At 58.8% G+C, this 19,050-nt stretch carries 17 protein-coding genes; 5 read left to right on the top strand and 12 right to left on the bottom strand.

Translation table 11 applies throughout. From position 1 onward, the window contains the following. Positions 1-9: 9 nt before the first annotated feature. The 4 genes from glgA to glgB all read right to left on the bottom strand — a co-directional run bounded on the left by glgA (position 10) and on the right by glgB (position 6,972). Positions 10-1,443, bottom strand: a complete 1,434-nt coding sequence (glgA, locus tag CKF42_RS07185) for a glycogen synthase GlgA (protein ID WP_009087749.1) — start codon at positions 1,441-1,443, stop codon at positions 10-12. A 63-nt stretch (positions 1,444-1,506) separates the two neighbouring features. Next, positions 1,507-2,799 (bottom strand): glucose-1-phosphate adenylyltransferase, encoded by a 1,293-nt coding sequence (glgC, locus tag CKF42_RS07180; RefSeq protein ID WP_009087751.1) that lies wholly within the window; start codon positions 2,797-2,799, stop codon positions 1,507-1,509. A gap of 10 nt (positions 2,800-2,809) precedes the next feature. Then, positions 2,810-4,792, bottom strand: coding sequence for a glycogen debranching protein GlgX (gene glgX, locus CKF42_RS07175; RefSeq protein ID WP_111207868.1), 1,983 nt, complete (start codon positions 4,790-4,792; stop codon positions 2,810-2,812). Next, the gene (gene glgB, locus CKF42_RS07170; RefSeq protein ID WP_046100744.1) at positions 4,789-6,972 is read right to left on the bottom strand and encodes a 1,4-alpha-glucan branching enzyme; all 2,184 of its coding nucleotides are present in this window, start codon (positions 6,970-6,972) and stop codon (positions 4,789-4,791) included. Before glgB ends, glgX begins: the two co-directional genes overlap by 4 nt. 118 nt (positions 6,973-7,090) lie before the next feature. On the opposite strand from glgB, the gene CKF42_RS21165 reads away from it, so the two are divergent. Then, positions 7,091-7,252: a hypothetical protein gene (locus tag CKF42_RS21165; RefSeq protein ID WP_158000247.1), complete on the top strand. Its 162-nt coding sequence runs from the start codon at positions 7,091-7,093 to the stop codon at positions 7,250-7,252. A gap of 80 nt (positions 7,253-7,332) precedes the next feature. Here the strand turns inward: CKF42_RS21165 and asd are convergent, their stop codons facing one another. Continuing rightward, positions 7,333-8,442, bottom strand: coding sequence for an aspartate-semialdehyde dehydrogenase (gene asd / locus CKF42_RS07165; RefSeq protein ID WP_009087755.1), 1,110 nt, complete (start codon positions 8,440-8,442; stop codon positions 7,333-7,335). Between the two features lie 217 nt (positions 8,443-8,659). Here asd and CKF42_RS07160 point away from each other — a divergent pair, with 217 nt between their 5' ends. Together CKF42_RS07160 and CKF42_RS07155 are read left to right on the top strand one after the other, a co-directional pair. Then, on the top strand, positions 8,660-9,253 hold the full coding sequence (locus CKF42_RS07160) for a YhgN family NAAT transporter (protein WP_111207867.1): 594 nt from the start codon (positions 8,660-8,662) through the stop codon (positions 9,251-9,253). A gap of 143 nt (positions 9,254-9,396) precedes the next feature. Further along, complete coding sequence (locus tag CKF42_RS07155) at positions 9,397-9,906, top strand: hypothetical protein (RefSeq protein WP_233501032.1); 510 nt, start codon at positions 9,397-9,399, stop codon at positions 9,904-9,906. Positions 9,907-10,096: 190 nt separating this feature from the next. Here CKF42_RS07155 and gntU read toward each other — a convergent pair whose 3' ends face one another. The 4 genes from gntU to CKF42_RS07130 form a co-directional block, all read right to left on the bottom strand. Beyond that, positions 10,097-11,437, bottom strand: coding sequence for a gluconate transporter (gene gntU, locus CKF42_RS07145; protein ID WP_046100745.1), 1,341 nt, complete (start codon positions 11,435-11,437; stop codon positions 10,097-10,099). A 2-nt stretch (positions 11,438-11,439) separates the two neighbouring features. Then, positions 11,440-11,976 (bottom strand): gluconokinase, encoded by a 537-nt coding sequence (gene gntK / locus CKF42_RS07140; protein ID WP_009087761.1) that lies wholly within the window; start codon positions 11,974-11,976, stop codon positions 11,440-11,442. Positions 11,977-12,116: 140 nt separating this feature from the next. Next, complete coding sequence (gene gntR / locus CKF42_RS07135) at positions 12,117-13,112, bottom strand: gluconate operon transcriptional repressor GntR (RefSeq protein WP_111207866.1); 996 nt, start codon at positions 13,110-13,112, stop codon at positions 12,117-12,119. Positions 13,113-13,215: 103 nt separating this feature from the next. Further along, positions 13,216-13,911, bottom strand: coding sequence for a pirin family protein (locus CKF42_RS07130; protein ID WP_009087765.1), 696 nt, complete (start codon positions 13,909-13,911; stop codon positions 13,216-13,218). A 351-nt stretch (positions 13,912-14,262) separates the two neighbouring features. On the opposite strand from CKF42_RS07130, the gene CKF42_RS07125 reads away from it, so the two are divergent. Further along, positions 14,263-14,757 carry a GNAT family N-acetyltransferase gene (locus CKF42_RS07125; protein WP_111207904.1) on the top strand — a complete coding sequence of 165 codons (495 nt, stop codon included), beginning with the start codon at positions 14,263-14,265 and terminating at the stop codon, positions 14,755-14,757. A 237-nt stretch (positions 14,758-14,994) separates the two neighbouring features. On the opposite strand, the gene ggt is transcribed toward CKF42_RS07125, so the two are convergent. Next, entirely contained in the window at positions 14,995-16,746 is a 1,752-nt protein-coding gene (ggt, locus tag CKF42_RS07120) for a gamma-glutamyltransferase (protein ID WP_111207865.1), read from the bottom strand. 206 nt (positions 16,747-16,952) lie between these two features. Between ggt and CKF42_RS07115 the strand changes: the two genes are divergently transcribed. After that, positions 16,953-17,240 (top strand): DUF2756 domain-containing protein, encoded by a 288-nt coding sequence (locus CKF42_RS07115; RefSeq protein ID WP_009087771.1) that lies wholly within the window; start codon positions 16,953-16,955, stop codon positions 17,238-17,240. On the opposite strand, the gene ugpQ is transcribed toward CKF42_RS07115, so the two are convergent. Together ugpQ and CKF42_RS07105 are read right to left on the bottom strand one after the other, a co-directional pair. Continuing rightward, complete coding sequence (ugpQ, locus tag CKF42_RS07110; RefSeq protein WP_058956966.1) at positions 17,237-17,980, bottom strand: glycerophosphodiester phosphodiesterase; 744 nt, start codon at positions 17,978-17,980, stop codon at positions 17,237-17,239. The two genes, CKF42_RS07115 and ugpQ, sit on opposite strands and share 4 nt — an antisense overlap. Further along, positions 17,977-19,050, bottom strand: coding sequence for a sn-glycerol-3-phosphate import ATP-binding protein UgpC (locus CKF42_RS07105; RefSeq protein WP_111207864.1), 1,074 nt, complete (start codon positions 19,048-19,050; stop codon positions 17,977-17,979). Before CKF42_RS07105 ends, ugpQ begins: the two co-directional genes overlap by 4 nt.

The raw sequence follows: 19,050 nt of genomic DNA, 5'->3' as shown, positions 1-19,050 counted from the left end.
CCCCATCCGTTACATCAGACGCTGGTAGAGATCGCGGTAGGCCTGTGCGGCCACCTGCCAGCTGAAATCCATGCCCATCGCCTGTCGCTGAACATAACGCCACAGTGAAGGGCGAGACCACAACACAAACGCGCGGCGAATCGCCCGCAACAGCGACCAGGCGTTAGCATCTTCAAAGCTGAAGCCACTGGCAATCCCATCCGCCAGGTTTTCCAGTGAGCTGTCGTTAACCGTATCCGCCAGTCCGCCGGTGCGGCGCACCAGCGGCAGCGTGCCATATTTCAGGCCATACAGCTGCGTCAGGCCGCAGGGCTCAAAGCGGCTCGGCACCACGATCACATCGGCACCACCGACGATGCGGTGTGAAAACGCCTCGTGATAGCCAATCTGCACACCCACGCTGCCCGGATGCTCTGCTGCCGCGGCCAGGAAGCCCTGCTGCAGTTCGGCATCGCCCTGTCCCAGCAGCACCAGCTGACCGCCCTGCGCCAGCAGGCCCGGGAGCGCCTCCAGCACCAGGTCCAGGCCTTTCTGTTTGGTCAGGCGGCTGATCACGCAGAACACCGGCGCTTTGTCATCAACCTTCAGCCCCATCGCCACCTGCAGCTGCCGTTTGTTTTCCGCTTTGGCTTCCAGCGTGTCGCGGTTGTAGCGCGCGCTGAGCAGCAGGTCGTGGGCCGGGTCCCAGATGGTCGGGTCGACACCGTTGAGGATCCCGCTCAGCCGCCCTTCCCGCATCCGCTGCGCCAGCAGCGTTTCCATGCCGTAACCAAACTCCGCAGAGGTAATCTCATGGGCGTAGGTCGGGCTGACCGCCGTCACGTGATCGGCGTAGAAGAGTCCCGCCTTCAGGAAGGAGATCTGCCCGTAAAACTCCAGCCCATGCATGTTAAAGAACGACCACGGCAGGCCAATCTGATCCATGTGGTGCGCCGAGAACAGCCCCTGATAGGCCAGGTTGTGCACGGTAAACACCGATTTGGCTGGCCGGCCGCGCGCTTCCAGATAGGCGCAGGTAAGGCCCGCGTGCCAGTCATGGGCATGGACGATATCGGGACGCCACATCGAATCCATCCCGCACGCCAGTTCGCAGCCGACCCAGCCCAGCAGCGCGAAGCGCAGGTAGTTATCGACATAGGCAAACTGCGACTCGTCATGATAAGGGCTACCGGGACGGTCGTAGAGGTCAGGGGCATCGATCAGATAGATGCCCACACCGTTAAATTCACCATATAACAGACGTATATGACCGGCAAATGTCTCTCGCTCTGTCACCATCTGGAGATCAGGTATGCCTTTGCGCAATGCAGGAAACGCTGGCAGCAGCACCCGCGTGTCTGTGCCGCCCGCAATCTGCGCCTGAGGTAATGCCCCGACTACATCAGCCAGTCCGCCCGTTTTAAGCAGCGGGAAAAGTTCTGAACAGACATGTAAAACCTGCATCCTCGACCTCATTAAGTTATCCGGCACGCTCCGCGTGCCGATTGCGTAAGTTCCGCTTATCGCTTACAGCCCCGCTTTGGCCAGCCTGGCCAGCATGGCGCGGGTGACCAGTACGATCCCTTCATCCGAACGGTGAAACCGGCGACTGTCTTCATCCGGATTTTCACCAATCACCATGCCTTCCGGTAACTCACAGGCGCGATCAATCACGCAGCGGCGCAGACGACATGAGCGACCCACCACCACATCCGGCAGCAGAACGGTTGAATCAATATTGCAAAACGAGTTAACCCGAACCCGGGGGAACAGCACCGAGTTGACCACGACCGAACCGGAGATAATGCAGCCGCCCGACACCAGCGAGTTCATCGTCATCCCGTGACTGCCGGAACGATCCTGAACAAATTTCGCGGGGGGCAGCGGCTCCATGTGGGTACGGATAGGCCAGGTGACGTCATACATATCCAGCTCAGGCATCACTGAGGCCAGATCGAGATTAGCGCGCCAGTAGGCTTCCAGCGTCCCGACGTCGCGCCAGTAAGGCGGCGCGTTGTCATCGTTCTGGACGCAGGAGAGCGCAAAGGAGTGCGCATAACCTTCGCCGCTTGCCACCACTTTCGGCAGGATATCTTTGCCGAAGTCGTGGTTAGAGCCTGGCGTCTGCAGATCCGCTTCCAGCAGTTCATAGAGATAATCCGCGTTGAAGACGTAGATCCCCATGCTGGCGAGCGACTGCGTGTCATCACCTGGCATGGTAGGCGGTTTCGCGGGTTTCTCCACGAAGTCGATCACCATGTTCTCCTCATTCACCGCCATCACGCCAAATGCCGTGGCTTCATGCACCGGAACCGGTAAACAGGCGATGGTACATTTCGCCTCGTTCACCACGTGGTCCAGCAGCATGCGTGAATAATCCATCTTATAAATGTGGTCCCCGGCAAGGATCACGATGTACTGCGCCTGATAGCGGCGAATCACATCAAGGTTCTGCGTCACGGCATCGGCCGTGCCGCGATACCACTGTTCGGTCGAAAAGCGCTGCTGCGCTGGCAGCAAATCGACAAACTCATTCATCTCTTCATTGAAGATTGACCAGCCACGCTGGATATGCTGAGTCAGGGTATGGGACTGATACTGCGTAATGACGCCAATCCGCCGGATACCGGAGTTGACGCAGTTGGAGAGGGCAAAGTCGATAATGCGGAACTTGCCGCCGAAATGCACCGCCGGTTTGGCACGTTTGGCCGTTAAATCGACCAGCCGCGTGCCGCGTCCGCCGGCGAGGATCAGAGCAACCGTCTGTGTAGGGAGCTGGCGGGCCAGCATCAGGTGTTCTGTTCTATCTAACTTAACCATGTCTGACTCCTTATGATTGCTTTTGGAACACGCACACACCGTGTGCGGGACCATGCCAGACAGTTAGCAGGATGGGGTTGTCGTCCCCGGCGAAAGGAGGAAGGGCACGCCATTCTCCGTCTGGTAACACGATGTCATTCACCGTATCCGTGGCGTTTATTGTTATTAACCAGCGGCCAGACAGCAGGATCTGCAATCTGTGCAGCCCCTGTGCCCATTCATCGTGCTGCAGTGGCTGGCCACCGGCATTGAGCCACTGCACATTGCCATCACCCTCCTGCCACCAGCGATCCGCGGTCAGCGCCGGTATGCGCTGGCGCAGACGAATCAGTGCGGCGGTGAATCCGACCAATCCCTTCTCATCCGCCTGCCAGTCAAGCCAGCTGAGGGCGTTATCCTGACAGTAAGCATTATTATTGCCGCGCTGCGTGTGGCCACGCTCATCGCCCGCCAGCAGCATCGGCGTGCCCTGTGACAGCAGCAGCGTGGTGAGCAGTGCCCGCACGCTGCGGCGGCGGCGTTCCGTTACGTCAAAACTGACGTTCAGCCCCTCTTTGCCGTGATTGTGGCTGTAGTTATCGCCGTGACCGTCACGGTTATCTTCCCCGTTGGCTTCGTTGTGTTTGCGTTCGAAGCTCACCACGTCCCACAGCGTAAAGCCGTCATGCGCGGTGATCAGGTTAACCGTGGCGTGGGGCGGCCGGTCGTCGTGCTGGTAGAGATCGCTGGAGGCGGCAAAGCGACGGACAAACTCGCCGTTGCTGAGTGCGCCATGCAGCCAGTAGCGACGCGCGGTGTCGCGAAACTGATCGTTCCATTCGGCAAAGGGTGGCGGAAAACGGCCAACCTGATAGCCGTCAGGGCCGATATCCCAGGGTTCCGCAATCAGCTTGACCTGAGAGAGCAGCGGACAGGCGCGTATTGCATCGAAAAAAGGGGCATCACGCCGGTAATCGGGCGTGCGGCCCAGCACCGGCGCAAGGTCAAAGCGGAAGCCATCAACGTGACAGACCCGCACCCAGTAGCGCAGCGCCTCCAGGGTCCACGCCATCACCTGCGGATGGTGGATATTCAGCGTATTGCCGCAGCCGGTCCAGTTCTGATAGTCGCCCTGCTCATTCAGCCAGTAGTAGCTGGCGTTGTCGATGCCGCGCATCGAGATCGTCGGGCCGATCTCATCCAGTTCGGCGGTGTGGTTGAAGACCACATCCAGCAGCACTTCGATACCGGCGGCGTGCAGGTTTTTTACCGCCTGCTGAAACTCCTGCAGTGGCGTGACGCCTGGCTGACCAGAGGCGTAACGCGGATCGACCGCCCAGAGCGCAAAGGGGTTGTAGCCCCAGTAGTTACTCAGGCCGAGCTGGAGCAGGCGCGGCTCGCTGGCAAAATGGGCCACCGGCAGTAGCTCCAGCGCCGTGATGCCGAGATCGCGCAGGTAGTTCACCATAACAGGATGACCCAGCGCCGCGTAAGTCCCGCGCAGCGTTTCCGGAATTTCCGGATGCTGCTTCGTCAGCCCGCGAACGTGCGCTTCGTAAATCACCGTGTTACCCCACGGCGTGCGCGGGGCGACATCGTCCTGCCAGTCGAAATCTTCCGCCACCACCCGTGACTTCGGCGCGATGGCCGCGTTGTCATGCGGATCGGGCTGCGCCTCGCCGCCCTGAAACAGCGGGTCATCCGGGACGTCGCCCTCAACCGCGCGGGCGCAGGGATCGACCAGCAGCTTCGCCGGATTAAAGCGGTGTCCCTGCTGCGGCGCCCAGGGGCCATGCACCCGGTAGCCGTAACGCTGCCCCGGCTTCAGCGCCGGAACATAACCATGCCAGATATCCCCGCTGCGGCCAGGCAGATCAAGACGCTGTTCACGCCCCTCGTCATCAAACAGGCAGAGCTCGACGCGCCCGGCATGCTGAGAAAACAGGGTGAAATTGACGCCTTTACCATCGTAACTGGCACCCAGCGGTTCGGGATCCCCGGCAGTAATGGTCATTCCCCCTCCCGCACCAGCCATACCGTTGCCAGCGGTGGCAGATTGAGGCTCAGCGACTGTGGTCGTCCGTGACTCTCCTGCTCATCGGTATGCACCCGGTGATTGCGCACATCACTGCCGTGATACTCATGCTGGTCGGTGTTCAGCACTTCGCGCCAGGTGCCTGGCTGATTGACCCCAAAGCGGTAGCCCGGACGCGGCACCGGCGTAAAGTTACTGACGACGATGATTTCGTTACCTTCGCGGTCACGACGTACAAACGCGAAGACCGAATGTTCCGCATCGTTGACCACCAGCCACTCAAAACCTGCCGGATCGAAGTCGAGCTGATGCAGCGGCGTGTAGTACTGATAGGTGTGGTTGAGATCGCGCACCAGACGCTGCACGCCGTGATGCCAGTTATCGCCGCCTTCCAGCAGATGCCAGTCCAGGCTGACATCGTGGTTCCACTCGCGGCCCTGAGCAAACTCGTTGCCCATAAACAGCAGTTTCTTGCCGGGGAAGCCCCACATCCAGCCGTAATAGGCGCGCAGATTGGCGAACTTCTGCCAGGCATCGCCCGGCATGCGGTCGAGAATGGAGCGCTTGCCGTGCACCACTTCGTCGTGTGACAGCGGCAGCACAAAGTTTTCGGTGTAGTTGTACATCATGCCGAAGCTCATCAGGTTGTGATGATGCTTGCGGTAGATAGGATCGACCTGCATGTAGTCGAGCGTGTCGTGCATCCAGCCCAGGTTCCATTTGAACCAGAAGCCCAGCCCGCCGCCCTCTGTCGGACGCGTTACGCCAGGGTAGTCCGTCGACTCTTCCGCCATCGTGACCGCGCCGGAGGCCACGGTACCGAGCGTGCGGTTGGTGTGTTGCAGGAACTCAATCGCCTCAAGGTTCTCGCGGCCACCATACTGATTCGGCACCCACTGCCCTTCGACGCGGCTGTAGTCGCGGTAGATCATGGAGGCGACGGCATCCACGCGCAGGCCATCAATGCCAAAGCGTTCTGTCCAGTAGAGCGCATTGCCCGACAGGTAGTTACTCACTTCCCGGCGGCCAAAGTTGTAGATCAGGGTGTTCCAGTCCTGATGGTAGCCTTCTCGCGGGTCGCTGTGCTCATAGAGCTCGGTGCCGTCAAAGCGGGCCAGCCCGAAGTCATCGTTGGGGAAGTGACCCGGTACCCAGTCGAGCAGGACGCTGAGGCCGGCAGCATGGGCGCTGTCGATAAAGGCGCGGAAGTCGTCACGGGTTCCGAAACGGCGGGTCGGTGCATACATGCCCAGCGGCTGATAGCCCCAGCTGCCGTCAAACGGATGTTCGTTAATCGGCAGCAGTTCGATATGGGTAAAGCCCATCTCTTTGACGTAGGGCACCAGCTGTTCAGCCAGCTCTTTGTAGCTCAGCCAGAAATTGTTGTCGGTATGACGACGCCAGGAGCCCAGATGCACTTCATAGATGGAGATCGGCGCATCGAAACCGTTGGCGGCCTTGCGCTCCGCTTTCATCTCAACGGGCGCAGGCAGGCCGCAGATCATCGAGGCGCTTTCCGGGCGCATCTGCGCTTCGAAGGCGTAAGGGTCCGCTTTGATACGCAGATCGCCATTGGCGTCGATGATTTCATATTTGTAGAGCTGACCGTTGACCGCACCCGGCACAAACAGCTCCCAGATGCCCAGCTCCTGGCGCAGACGCATCGGATGACGGCGGCCATCCCAGAAATTAAAATCGCCGACGACGGAAACACGACGGGCGTTGGGCGCCCAGACGCAGAAGCGGGTACCGGTCACGCCATCAATCACGTCACCATGCGCGCCCAGGGTTTCATACGGACGCAGGTGGGTGCCTTCCGCCAGCAGCCACAGATCCATCTCCTGCAGCAGCGGGCCAAAGCGATAGGCATCGTCGACCAGGTTTTGCTGGCCGTGCCAGTTCACCGCCAGCTGATAGCGGAACGGATTTTTGCGGCGGGGGATCACGCCGCTGAAGAAGCCGCGTGCGTCTTCACACGCCAGTTGAGCCAGCTTGCGCCCGGTAGAGGTCTCAATGACCCACACCTCAAGCGCTTCGGGGAGCAACGCCCTGACTTCAAGGCCTTGTGGCGTTCGGTGCATCCCTAGTAACGAAAAAGGATCGGCATAATTACCCGCAAACAGGGCATTGATCGCCTCGCGATCGGGAAGCTCTGACATGACTTTCTTCCTGTGATAACTGGCAGCCGAGATGCTCGCGACACGGCCTGTCGCGCGTCATCTGCGCTGCTCTTCATTGAGCCATACGTACGACGGCAAAAAAGTGTCAGGCCATTCCATGGAAAAAGTGTTTTGCCGTGTACCACAACCATTTAATCCGGAAAGCAAAAGCGAAACCTGTGGCACATCATGGTTAAATCATAGCTTGGTCGCAGCAGTTGCCATGGCTGAAAGCAAAATATTCTTTGCCGGCCGCCAAAAAGGGGAAGCTGATCACTGAGTAAGCGAACCGGCAGGTTGTTTCACGTACTGCAAAGCAAAAAAAAGGCCGGATAAATCCGGCCTTTGGCGATATTTTTCTTAGTCGATTAACAACCGCAGCATGCGACGCAGCGGTTCGGCTGCGCCCCATAACAGCTGGTCGCCTACCGTGAAGGCGGAGAGATACTCCGGCCCCATATTCAGTTTGCGCAGACGGCCAACCGGCGTGGTCAGCGTACCGGTCACGGCCGCGGGGGTCAGTTCACGCATCGTCAGCTCGCGGTCATTCGGCACCACTTTGACCCACTCGTTATGAGAGGCCAGCAGCTGTTCAATTTCAGACAGCGGCAGATCGCGTTTCAGCTTCAGGGTAAACGCCTGGCTGTGGCAGCGCAGTGCACCCACACGCACGCACAAGCCATCAACCGGAATGACGTTGCGGGTCGCGAGGATCTTGTTGGTCTCTGCCTGGCCTTTCCACTCTTCGCGGCTCTGGCCATTCTCCAGCTGTTTGTCGATCCACGGAATCAGACTGCCCGCCAGCGGCACGCCGAAGTTATCGGTCGGCAGGGTGCCGGAACGGGTGAAGTCGGTCACGCTGCGCTCGATGTCGAGAATTGCTGAGGCAGGATTCTGCAGCGCAGGCGCAACGTGGTCGTGCAGCATGCCCATCTGGGTCAGCAGTTCACGCATGTGGCGCGCGCCGCCGCCTGACGCCGCCTGATAGGTGGCGACAGAGGCCCACTCCACCAGGTCCTGCGCGAACAGGCCGCCCAGCGACATCAGCATCAGACTGACGGTGCAGTTACCGCCGACGAAGGTTTTGATGCCCTGATCGATACCCTGACGGATCACCGCGTGGTTGACCGGATCGAGGATGATGATGGCATCGTCCTGCATGCGCAGCGTCGAGGCCGCATCGATCCAGTAGCCCTGCCAGCCGCTGGCGCGCAGCTTAGGATAGACATCGCTGGTGTAGTCGCCGCCCTGACAGGTGATAATGATGTCCAGCGCACGCAGCGCCTCAAGATCAAAGGCATCCTGCAGTGCGCCCTGCTGCTTGCCCGCAAACGACGGAGCCGCCTGACCATGCTGCGACGTCGAGAAGAAGACCGGATTGATTGCATCAAAATCGCGCTCTTCGCTCATGCGGGACATCAGCACGGAGCCGACCATACCGCGCCAACCAACAAAACCTACATTCTTCATGTCGTGTCCGTCTCAGGCAGATTTCACCTGCTTTCATTTCAGTGGAGAGAGCGGCGTGCTATGTTCACGCCGCTCTGCGTAATAATAGGATTTACCTCTGTCTGCTCACTCTACAAAATGCAGGCCTGGTGGCAAGTGAATTAATTCGATTACGCTAACTTTTTCAGCAGCGTAACTAATAACTCCGCTTTCTGGCGGACGGGATGGCGTTAAACCAATGACTGAAATGATTTCGGCGACAATATTATTGTTGTTAATTATGGATCCGCTGGGCAATCTGCCGATTTTTATGTCGGTTTTAAAGCATCTGGAGCCGAAACGGCGGCGGGTGGTGCTGATCCGCGAAATGCTGATCGCTCTGATTATCATGCTGCTGTTTCTGTTTACCGGCGAGCGCATTCTGGCCTTTTTAAATCTGCGCACCGAGACGGTGTCGATTTCCGGCGGCGTCATCCTGTTTCTTATCGCCATCAAGATGATTTTCCCGTCGGCCGAGAGCAGCAGCTCTGGTTTACCGGCAGGGGAAGAGCCGTTCCTGGTGCCGCTGGCGATTCCGCTGGTCGCCGGGCCGTCGCTGCTGGCGACGCTGATGCTGCTGTCGCATCAGTATCCACATCAGATGTCCCACCTGGTGGGCGCGCTGTTGATCGCCTGGGGCGTGACGGTCAGCATTCTGCTGATGTCAGGTCTGTTCCTGCGTCTGCTGGGTGATAAAGGGGTCAACGCGCTGGAGCGTCTGATGGGGTTGATACTGATTATGCTGGCGACCCAGATGTTCCTGGACGGCATCCGCGCGTATCTGAAGTTGTAAGCGCACCGTTATCCTTTACCCCGACAGGCCGACCATGCAGCCTGTTCAGGCAGCGATTCCGGTCGGTCGTTAAGGCCATTCAGATGCCCGCTTTGTGGTGTCTGAGAGCGATAAAGGTGACGCGATCGCCACCAGAAAGTACGATGCAAAAAGTAAACAGGGGTGAGGGTGCCTGGAAAAAAGCTGCCGCAGCGGATGCAGCATCTGAAAACCCGGAGGGAAATATCATGAGGTTGTTATTACAATTTTTTTTCGGCGCGCTCTATCTGATAACGGGTTACGTCTCTTTTCAGGCTGTTCTGCACTATGCCAGCTGCGGCCATTCAGGGGTGATCACAGAGATGCGCAGTTATCTGGTTGCCCCGCTACTCTGCGCGCTGTTCTGGCTGCTGTTTTATCTGGTCGCCTGGTGGAGCTTCAGGAAAATTGCCTTGCTGTCCGTGGCTAAAGAAACCGCCTTTCAGTTGCTATTCTTTCTGGCAAATAACGTTTGCTTAGCTGGCCTGACCTTATTCTCTGTCCCGGGCAGGAAAGCGGCGTTAAATACTGTGCAGTTGATGAAGATTGACGTCACTGATTTTGCCTGGATTTACCTGGCTTCCGCCGCCATCACGCTGGTTGTTTTTGCTCTGATAAGAAGAAGGTGGGCATGAACCCGGTCTAATCCCGCTGCTGCTGTTTATTTTGCCGGTTTTTTCCTGCGCGGTGAGGAGAATAAATGACGCTGGCTATTCACGCGGCGTCATTCTCCTTCTGCTGGTGGCGCCTTATCTGCTGTTCCCGTTTTTACTCTTCCCCTGCTCGCGGGAAAAAACCTGACGGGCAGAGAGCCCGTCAGGCTGGTCAGGAAAGCAGTGCGAAAGCAATCATACCGACGATAGCCCCGGTCGTGCCGAGAATCGTCTCCATCAGCGTCCATGTCTTCAGCGTTTCCGCTTCGCTGGCCCCGGTAAAGCGGCCAAACAGCCAGAAACCGGCATCGTTCACATGACTGATGATGATGGAACCGCCGCCGATACAGATCGAGAGCGCCGCCAGCTGCGCGCCGCTGTAGTGCAGCGGTTCAATCACCGGCATGATCAGCCCGACCGTGGTCAGACAGGCAACCGTTGCGGATCCCTGAATGACCCGTACCGCACCTGACAGGATAAAACAGGCCAGCGCAATCGGCAGGCCCGCGCCGGTCAGCGCGTTGCCCAGCACCGGGCCCACACCGGAGTCCACCAGCACCTGCTTGAACACGCCGCCCGCGCCAATCACCAGCAGGATAATCCCCGCCGGTTGCAGCGCGCTGCCGCACACCTGCATCACCCGCTCTTTATCCATGCCCTGACGATAAGCCAGACCATAAATCGCCACCAGCAGCGCCAGCAGGATCGCGGTGAAAGGATGGCCGATAAATTCCAGCCACGCATACAGCGAGGTGCCTTCGGTGGTGAAGCGGGCGCCAATGGTTTTCAGGCCGACCAGCACCAGCGGAAACAGGATCAGAGAGAGGCTGAAGCCAAATGAGGGCAGCTGGTTCTCATCGACATCCGGCTGATGATCTTCCGGCGGGGCGCTGAAGGAGACGTGCTTCGCAATGAAATTGCCAAACAGCGGCCCGGCAATCAGCATCCCGGGGATCGCCGCACACAGCCCCAGCAGGATCATCCAGCCAAAGTCAGCGTGCATCTGTGAAGCCAGCAGCATCGGAGCCGGCCCCGGCAGCAGAAACGCGGCGGCAGCAGCCACCCCGGCAAAGAGCGGGATAACCAGCTTCACCAGATTGCCCCCGGTTCGCCGCGCCACGGCAAAAGCGATGCTGATCAACAGTACGACAGCCACCTCAAAGAAGAGCGGCAGCGCGCAGATCAGACCGGCAATCCCCATGGCGTAGTGGGCACGGCTCTGACCAAAGGTTTTCAGCATCCGGACAGCAATCTGATCCACGGCCCCGGTTTCATGCAGGATTTTGCCGAACATCGCGCCCAGCGCCACCACGATAGCGAGGAAGCCGAGCGTGCCGCCCATCCCCTTCTGCATGGTGTCCGCAATCTTATCCAGAGGCATGCCGGAGAACAGTCCGGCACCGATTGACACTAACATGAGTGCGACAAAGGCGTGCATACGCGCCTTCATCACCAGAAAAAGCAGCAGCAGGACGGAGCCTGCTGCGGTCAAAACGAGTGTTGCGGTATTCATCTCTAACCCTGGCTGATAGCGTCCCGGATAGTCGCAACCGTAGCCGCCACAACCTCATCCAGTGAATGCGTGATATCCACTTCCAGTACATCCGGCTCGTCGCTGCCTGGCGCTTCCAGCGTTGCGAACTGCGTCACCAGCATCTGCGGCTTGAAGAAGTGCCCTTTGCGCGCTTTCAGGCGGGCTTCAATGGTGTCGAAGTCCCCTTTCAGATAGATGAAACGCAGGTTGTCATTTCCCTGACGCAGAATGTCGCGATAACGCTTCTTCAGGGCCGAACAGACAATGATAGAGATCGCCTGGGTGCGCTGCATGGCAAAAGCGGCATCGTTCAGGGCCTGTAACCACGGCTGACGATCGTTGTCATCCAGCGGGTGACCATCGGCCATCTTCAGAATGTTGGCACGGGGGTGGAGAAAATCGCCGTCAAGAAAGGCTGTATTCAGCTGGTGAGAGACCTGATTGGCGACGGCAGACTTTCCGCTGCCTGAAACGCCCATCAGGATAAAAACGTGATGCGACGGGGATTGCGTTGTCATTTTTCTGCTCCGGCAGGTGAGAATTTGCCAATGTTACCGATAACAATGTCGTTTCTCATTCTCCTGGCCGCTTAACAGCGTGGCAACCTTTTTACCCGGAAAAGCCTCAAAGTGTGAGCTGACTCATAAAAACGCCACAATCAGATGCTGCCGCCTTCACTGATCGCAAAACCGGTGTCCAGCATGCGCGTTTCGCGGCTTTCCCCGGCGATGCGCGCCAGCAGCAGCGCTGCGGCTTCGCGCCCGATGCGATCACGCGGCGTCAGCACCGTAGCCAGCTGAGGCGTCACCACCTGACTGATATCGTGACCATGAAAACCGGCAATCGCCATCTGATCGGGCACCCGTAATCCCTGGCGCTGGCACTCAAACATCGCGCCGACCGCCAGGTCGTCGTTGGTACAGAAGAGGCTGTCGGTTTCAGGATAGAGACGCTGCGCCTCGCGCAGCAGATCGCCACCGGCACTGAATGAAGAGGCATCTTCCATCATGACGCTGCGCGGCGTCAGCCCGGCTTCGCGCATCGCGATTTCGTAACCACGCTGTTTCTGCAGGGTACGCTCATCCAGGCGTGCGCCAAGATAAACGGTGTAGCGATGTCCTTTGCCGAGGATCGCCTGGGTCATCTGCCGGGCCGCTTCGACGTTATCAAAGCCGACCGCCATATCCAGGCAGGGCGTAACGCTGTCCATCATCTCGATGACCGGGATGCCCGCCACTTCCAGCATGCGCAGCGTGCCCGGGGTATGGGTGCGTTCGGTGAGGATCACCCCATCAATGTTCCAGCCCAGCAGCGAGCGCAGTTGCAGCTCCTCTTTTTGTGGGTTGTAACCAAAGTGGGCGACGAGCGTCTGGTAGTTCGCTTCATCCGTGACGGCTTCAATGCCGCGCAGAACGTCAGCAAAGACCTGGTTGGTCAGTGACGGCAGCAGCACGCCAATCGCACGGCTGGTGGCGTTCGAGAGCATATCGGGGGCGCGATTAGGGATATAACCCAGCTCATCCAGTGCCACCGCGATCTTATCCCGCAGGGCAACAGAAACCTGCTCAGGATTGCGCAGGTAGCGGCTGACAGTCATTTTGGTAATGCCGACGCGATCGGCAACGTCCTGTAATACCGGTCTTTTCTTCTTCATCGTAGCGCCTGGGATCGCCCTGAAAGCTAAAGTACGATGAGTCTATCACTTTTCTGTCACAAAATTGCCAGCGGGGCGCACCGGGGTGCGCCCGTCAGTTTTCTCAGACCGGTGGCAGATCAAACAGCAGAACTTCTGCGGCCGTGCTGGCTTCCAGCGTAAGCGCGCTTTCATCCCAGATGGCGAGGGCATCGCTGGTAGTCACCGCGTTACCGTTTACGCTCACGTTGCCTTTGACGACCTGGATCCAGATGCGACGACCGGGCTCAATCGCCACGTTATCCTGTTCACCGGCACCCAGTACCCAGCGCGACAGAGTCATGTCCTGATAGACTTTCAGCGACCCTTCACGGGCATCCGGGCTGAGCACCAGCTGACGTCCCTGCACATCCGGGAAGCGGCGCTGATCGTAGCGCGGCTCAATGCCGGTACGCTCAGGAATGATCCAGATCTGATAGAGGTGCAACGGTTCGCTTTCGCTGGCGTTGTACTCCGAGTGACGCACGCCAGTACCGGCGCTCATGATCTGGAACTCCCCTGCCGGGATCTGCTCTTTGTTGCCCATGCTGTCCTGATGCTCAACCGTACCGGAGAGCACGTAGGTCAGGATTTCCATATCTTTATGCGGGTGAGTACCAAACCCCTGACCGCCGTCGATCACGTCTTCATTAATTACCCGCAGCGCGGAGAAGCCCATGAAGTTCGCGTCGTAATAGTTGGCGAATGAGAAGGTGTGCCAGCTATCGAGCCAGCCGTGGTTTGCGTGACCGCGTTCTTCAGCTTTGCGTACATAAATCATTTTCAGATCTCCTCAATGTTTTTTCATAGTCTGTGCCTGAGACGATCTGATTGATAGCTGAAAAACTTCACTCCTCTGTTCAAAATAGTTGAACAAGGGTTGCGCAGTGGCTGAAAAAGGCTGAAGGAGAGCGGGCAAAAAAAAAAGCCAGCGCCCTGGCTGGCTAAATAATACTGGAAGCAATGTGAGCAATGTCGTGCTTTCTCAGGCTGTCGGGCGACCTCCCGGGAACGCATGACAATAATAATCATTATCATTCGCGTCTGTAAAGCGGTTTTCGCACTTTTTCACTTGATTAACGGATTGAATACCTTGATGTTTAAAAGGTTTTTAACGGCGAAAGGAGCGACCATGAGTGAAATCGTTGTCCGGCACGTTATACCCGAAGATGCCGCTGCACTGCACCGGATTTACAGCCAGCCCGATACCCAGGCCGGCACCCTCCACCTGCCCCATTCATCCCTACAGGGGTGGCATACGCGCCTCGCCACGCCTCCGCCCCATTCATACCTGCTGGCTGCCTGCATTGATGATGAGGTTGTCGGGCAAAGCGCGTTAAAGGTGGAAGAGCGTCCCAGACGCCGTCACGCCGCTTCACTGGGAATGGGGGTGGATGCGCGTTACCGGCAGCGTGGCGTCGGCAGCGCACTGATGCGTGAAATGGTCGCCATGTGCGATAACTGGCTTCAGGTGAGCCGAATGGAGCTGACGGTGTTCGTCGACAACGCGCCGGCCATCGCCCTTTATCAGCGATTTGGTTTTGAGATTGAGGGAACGGCGCGCGGGTTCGCTATACGGGACGGTGAACTCATTGATACGTACTATATGGCGCGGATTAAACCCTGACCTGTGATGATGAAAAAGGGCACCTGCTGGTGCCCTTTGTGCTGAAAACCCTGGCACGTTTCGCTGTCAGTCAGCGCCTGCACAGGAAACGGGGTCAGATCGGAAAGACGCAAAAGCCGTCATCCATGACACGCTCGGCCCGCGCCGTCCTGGCGCGGGACGCTTTCCTCTTCTGACCCCGTTCCCTGCGCGTTAAGCTTATTTATTGCTGTCAGATTCACCGGGGTCAGGTTTGTATCAGTAACCCGCACTTAAATCATCGATGCTGCGCGGGTCAGACGCGCCATACAGCATGCCATCCGGCCCAATCATGATGCTCTGGGTACTGCCCATCGCAGGCAGCACCTTCACATGCTGACCTCTGGCTTCCAGCAGACGCAGTGTGTCCGGACTGAAGCCCTTCTCTACCCGCAACTGGTCCGGCAGCCACTGATGGTGGAACCGCGGTGCGTTAGTCGCTTCCGCCACGTTCATGCCAAAATCGATGCTGTTAACCACCATCTGCAGCACGGTGGTGATAATGCGGCTGCCGCCCGGGCTGCCGGTCACCAGCCAGGTTTTGCCCCCTTTGGCCACGATAGTCGGCGACATCGACGACAGCGGGCGTTTCGCTGGCTGCACCGCATTCGCTTCACCGCCCACCAGCCCATAGACATTAGGCGTTCCGGGTTTAGCAGAGAAATCATCCATCTCGTTGTTCATCAGAATGCCGCTCTTGCCTGCCACAATGCCGCTGCCGAAATAGGTGTTCAGCGTATAGGTCACCGCAACCGCATTCCCCTGCTTATCCACCACCGAGAAGTGGGTGGTCTGGTTGCTTTCATAAGGGTCGAGTTTACCCGGCTTGATCTCGCTGGAGGGGCGCGCTTTCGCCACATCGATCTGCTGCGCCAGCGTCTTAGCGTAGGCTTTACTGGTCAGCGCCTGCCACGGCACCTTCACGAAATCGGGATCGCCGAGATACTCTGAGCGGTCGGCGTAGGCATATTTTTCCGCTTCCGCCATCACCTGCATGGCATCCGCACTGTCAAAGCCCATCTTCGCCAGATCGAAATTCTCCAGAATATTGAGGATCTGCACGATGTGAATGCCCCCGGATGACGGCGGTGGCATCGAGAAGACCTCATAGCCACGGTAAGTGCCGCTAATCGGCTTGCGCTCGACGGCACGATAGGCCGCCAGGTCCGCTTTGGTGATCAGCCCGCCGTGCTGTGCCATCTCTCCGGCGATCTCATCCGCAATTTCGCCTTTATAAAAGGCATCCGGCCCCTGACGGGCGATCAGTTGCAGGCTGTGAGCGAGATTTTTCTGCACCAGCCGATCGCCCTTCTGCCACGGTGTGCCGTCTGGTTTGTAGAAGATCGCCTTGCTGTTGGGATGGGTGATCAGCACCTCTTTGCCGTAGGTTTTCAGGTCATCGGCCAGCGCATCGTTAACCGGAATGCCGTCCCGCGCCAGCCGGATGGCCGGAGCCAGCAGGGTGCTCAGCGGCAGAGTGCCATATTTGTGTGCGGCCAGCGCCAGACCCGCTACGGTGCCGGGGGTACCGGACGCGAGATGTGAGGTCAGCGACAGCTTGCTGTCGGCATTGCCCTGCTTATCCAGAAACATATCGCGCGATGCCCGACCCGGTGCCATTTCACGGAAATCGATGGCGGTGGCACGGCCCGAGGCGGTGCGCAGCAGCATAAAGCCGCCTCCGCCAAGGTTGCCCGCCTGCGGGTGGGTGACCGCCAGCGCAAAACCCACGGCGACGGCGGCGTCAACGGCATTACCGCCCTGACGCAGGATCTCTACGCCGACCTGGGTTGCCATCGCGTCTACCGACGCCACCATCCCGTGCTGCGCTTTAACCGGGTGAAACGTGTCGCTGTCCACGCCATAGGAGACGGGCGGCGCCTGCGTCGGCGCGGCATTAGCGCCCGCCACAACGGTAAAACTCATCACCAGCGACCAGCTAAGCTGACGCACCGTTTGCTGCATTTTCATCCTGTCACCATCCCGTGTTGTTATTTACATTTTTTTATCATTTCTGCAAGTGCTTACAAATACAGCAAAAGTGTCAGGGTTAAGTCAAATCAGGAATACATCTGAAAGTCAGGTCTGTGATATCGGGTAAACTTATGGATGCGACCCAGAAGCCGGTGTGCGCCGTTGTGCACCCATAACCCTGTCGCGTTCAGAAAGGAGGAGTGATGAAAAAGTGGATGATTGTTTTAGCCGCCCTGCTGCCTTTCGCCAGTCAGGCGAACACGCTGAACAGCACTAATGACCCGAACCGGCCGGGCTATAATCCCAGCCAGCAGCGGATGCAGTCACAGATGCAGACCCAGCAGCAGCAGCAACAGCTGAAGCTGCGCCAGGATCAGCAGCGTCAGACTCAGGATATGCAGCGTAAAATGCAGGAACAGCGCGACAGCGCCCGGCAGCGGGTAATCACCACGCAGCCGGGGCAGCAGAATCAGAATTCAAATCAGAACTAACCGAAGTCGGGGCCGATGATGTCGATCGCGTCGGTACAGATGGCATCGACGCCCCATTTCAGTAACTCCCGCGCCCGATCCGGACTGTTCACGGTGTAGACCAGAATCTTCAGGTCCGCGCTTTTCAGCTCGGCAACCCGCTCCGCGGTCAGCACTTTATGGTTGAGGTGGATGGAGACGCACGCCAGCGCCGTGGTCTTTTCCCGCCACTGCGGGTCCCAGCTGTGAGACAGCAGCCCTCGCGGCAGCTGCGGCTCTGCCTGCATGGCGGCTTCCAGCGCCTCAAAAGAGAACGACGAGAGCAGCGGCGCGGTCTGATCCTGCCACAGCATCGCCGCGGCCTGCGCCACGGCACGGCCGGTTTCGGTCTCGCTGCCGGTGGTGGGTTTGATTTCGATGTTGGCCATCATCTGATGCTGACGGCAGCGCGCCGCCACCTCATCCAGCCGCGCCAGCTTTTCGCCCGAGAAGGCGTTGCCAAACCAGCCGCCCGCATCAAGCTGCGATAACTTTTCCCACGGCAGCTGACCCGCCACGCCCCAGCCGTTACTGGTGCGATCCAGCGTGTCGTCGTGCAGCAGAAAAATCTGCGCATCGGCCGAGAGTTTGACATCAAATTCAATCATCTGATGACCAAACTTCGCGCCAGTGTCGATGGCTGCCAGGGTATTTTCCGGTGCCAGTTTACCGCCGCCGCGGTGGGCGACGATGCGGGGATAGGGCCAGTGTTGTGTGCTCATTCCAGACGCTTTCCATGGGTTGAATCGAAGAAGTGTAACGCATCTGACGGCAGATGCAGCCACAGCGTCGTGCCGGGTTCCGGCCGTTCACTGTGGGCTAAGCGTACCACCAGCGGCGTGTCGCCGATGCGGCCATGGGCCAGATTATCGGCACCCAGCATCTCCAGCGTGTCCACCCGCAGCGGGATGCCGCCCTGCTCGCGGCTGCTTTGCCGGATATGCTCTGGCCGGATGCCCAGCACCACTGGCCGGCCGGCCCATTTCGCCTTGCTCTCGCTCAGCGGCAGCGCGTGCGAGGCGTCGAGGTTAAAGCGCGACCCGTCGCTGCTGAACTGCCCCTTCAGCAGGTTCATGGCGGGAGCGCCGATAAACGCGGCGACGAACTGGCTGGCGGGACGCTCATAGATCTCCACCGGGGTGCCAAGCTGCTCGACCACCCCTTTATTCATCACCATCACCCGCTGCGCCAGCGTCATCGCCTCAACCTGGTCGTGCGTCACATAGAGGCTGGTGGTCTGCAGGCGGCGATGCAGCTGCTGCAACTCCAGCCGCATCTGCACCCGCAGACGGGCGTCGAGATTCGACAGCGGCTCATCAAACAGAAAGACCGCCGGTTCGCGCACGATAGCGCGGCCCATCGCCACGCGCTGACGCTGTCCGCCGGAGAGCTCCCGCGGCCGCCGCGTCAGCAAATGATCCAGCTCCAGACTGCGCGCCGCGTCGAGCACCCGCTGACGAATCTGCTCTTTGCCCATGCCGCGAATTTTGAGGCCATACGCCATGTTCTCCTCTACCGACATGTGGGGATAGAGCGCATAGTTCTGGAACACCATCGCGATGCCGCGATCTTTCGGCTCCTCCTGGGTGACGCGCCGGTTATCGATGTAGATATCGCCGGAGGTGACCCGCTCCAGACCGGCCACCATGCGCAGCAGGGTCGATTTTCCGCAGCCGGAAGGGCCGACCATCACCATAAATTCGCCGTCATGGATGGTGACGTTCAGCGGCTGAATGATCTGATTTTTACCGTCATAGGATTTGGTCACTGCCTGTAGGGTTACGCCTGCCAT

Source organism: Pantoea sp. ARC270 (assembly GCF_003236725.1).
In the GTDB taxonomy this organism is placed as follows: Bacteria; Pseudomonadota; Gammaproteobacteria; order Enterobacterales; family Enterobacteriaceae; genus Pantoea; species Pantoea anthophila.
The sequence above is the reverse complement of the archived record's forward strand: the minus strand, read 5'-3'. Positions and strand labels throughout refer to the sequence as shown.

Coding starts and splice junctions, on each gene's coding strand:
- glgA (WP_009087749.1), bottom strand. CDS start 1,443: ATGCAGGTTTTACATGTCTGTTCAGAACTTTTCCCGCTGCTTAAAACG.
- glgC (WP_009087751.1), bottom strand. CDS start 2,799: ATGGTTAAGTTAGATAGAACAGAACACCTGATGCTGGCCCGCCAGCTC.
- glgX (WP_111207868.1), bottom strand. CDS start 4,792: ATGACCATTACTGCCGGGGATCCCGAACCGCTGGGTGCCAGTTACGAT.
- glgB (WP_046100744.1), bottom strand. CDS start 6,972: ATGTCAGAGCTTCCCGATCGCGAGGCGATCAATGCCCTGTTTGCGGGT.
- CKF42_RS21165 (WP_158000247.1), top strand. CDS start 7,091: ATGGAAAAAGTGTTTTGCCGTGTACCACAACCATTTAATCCGGAAAGC.
- asd (WP_009087755.1), bottom strand. CDS start 8,442: ATGAAGAATGTAGGTTTTGTTGGTTGGCGCGGTATGGTCGGCTCCGTG.
- CKF42_RS07160 (WP_111207867.1), top strand. CDS start 8,660: ATGACTGAAATGATTTCGGCGACAATATTATTGTTGTTAATTATGGAT.
- CKF42_RS07155 (WP_233501032.1), top strand. CDS start 9,397: ATGCAAAAAGTAAACAGGGGTGAGGGTGCCTGGAAAAAAGCTGCCGCA.
- gntU (WP_046100745.1), bottom strand. CDS start 11,437: ATGAATACCGCAACACTCGTTTTGACCGCAGCAGGCTCCGTCCTGCTG.
- gntK (WP_009087761.1), bottom strand. CDS start 11,976: ATGACAACGCAATCCCCGTCGCATCACGTTTTTATCCTGATGGGCGTT.
- gntR (WP_111207866.1), bottom strand. CDS start 13,112: ATGAAGAAGAAAAGACCGGTATTACAGGACGTTGCCGATCGCGTCGGC.
- CKF42_RS07130 (WP_009087765.1), bottom strand. CDS start 13,911: ATGATTTATGTACGCAAAGCTGAAGAACGCGGTCACGCAAACCACGGC.
- CKF42_RS07125 (WP_111207904.1), top strand. CDS start 14,263: ATGAGTGAAATCGTTGTCCGGCACGTTATACCCGAAGATGCCGCTGCA.
- ggt (WP_111207865.1), bottom strand. CDS start 16,746: ATGAAAATGCAGCAAACGGTGCGTCAGCTTAGCTGGTCGCTGGTGATG.
- CKF42_RS07115 (WP_009087771.1), top strand. CDS start 16,953: ATGAAAAAGTGGATGATTGTTTTAGCCGCCCTGCTGCCTTTCGCCAGT.
- ugpQ (WP_058956966.1), bottom strand. CDS start 17,980: ATGAGCACACAACACTGGCCCTATCCCCGCATCGTCGCCCACCGCGGC.
- CKF42_RS07105 (WP_111207864.1), bottom strand. CDS start 19,050: ATGGCAGGCGTAACCCTACAGGCAGTGACCAAATCCTATGACGGTAAA.